Source organism: Staphylococcus sp. GDX8P54P, from assembly GCF_017893165.1.
Classification (GTDB): Bacteria; Bacillota; Bacilli; order Staphylococcales; family Staphylococcaceae; genus Staphylococcus; species Staphylococcus borealis.
The window spans coordinates 2,954-3,359 of the sequence record NZ_JAESMM010000019.1; the positions used below are offsets into that span (position 1 = coordinate 2,954).

Genomic DNA, 406 nt, shown 5'->3' on the forward strand with positions numbered 1-406 from the left:
TGGTGTTACATGTAACATTTCATAATCTATTGTCTTTCTATCGTTTGTTTTAATGTGTTCAAATGTAGCCTCTTTTTTGTCTCCGTCAATTTCAACAAGATTATAATTGTAATCGACAATTATATCCCTTTCTTCAACAATTTTCTCTAATTCTTTATTATATTTGCCTACGTCAAATAAAGCATCTTTTGGTGTTTTGTATATCACATTAGCATTAGAACGGATATTATGTTTTCTAAAATAATCTTCAGCTAAATACATAATTTTCATAGGTGCGCCTCCGCATTTGATAGGCGTATTAGGATGCGTGAAAATCGCGTTCCCTTGTTTAAATTTAGAAATTTGTCTCCAAGTTTCGCGAACATAGTCAGGTGAATAGTTAGAACAAACACCATTTTTACCTATA

General features: G+C 31.3%; 1 pseudogene. It reads right to left on the reverse strand.

The annotated features are described in order from the left end of the window. A pseudogene (gene sqr, locus KA909_RS08020) lies at positions 1 to 406 on the reverse strand (type II sulfide:quinone oxidoreductase Sqr); the annotation flags it as partial.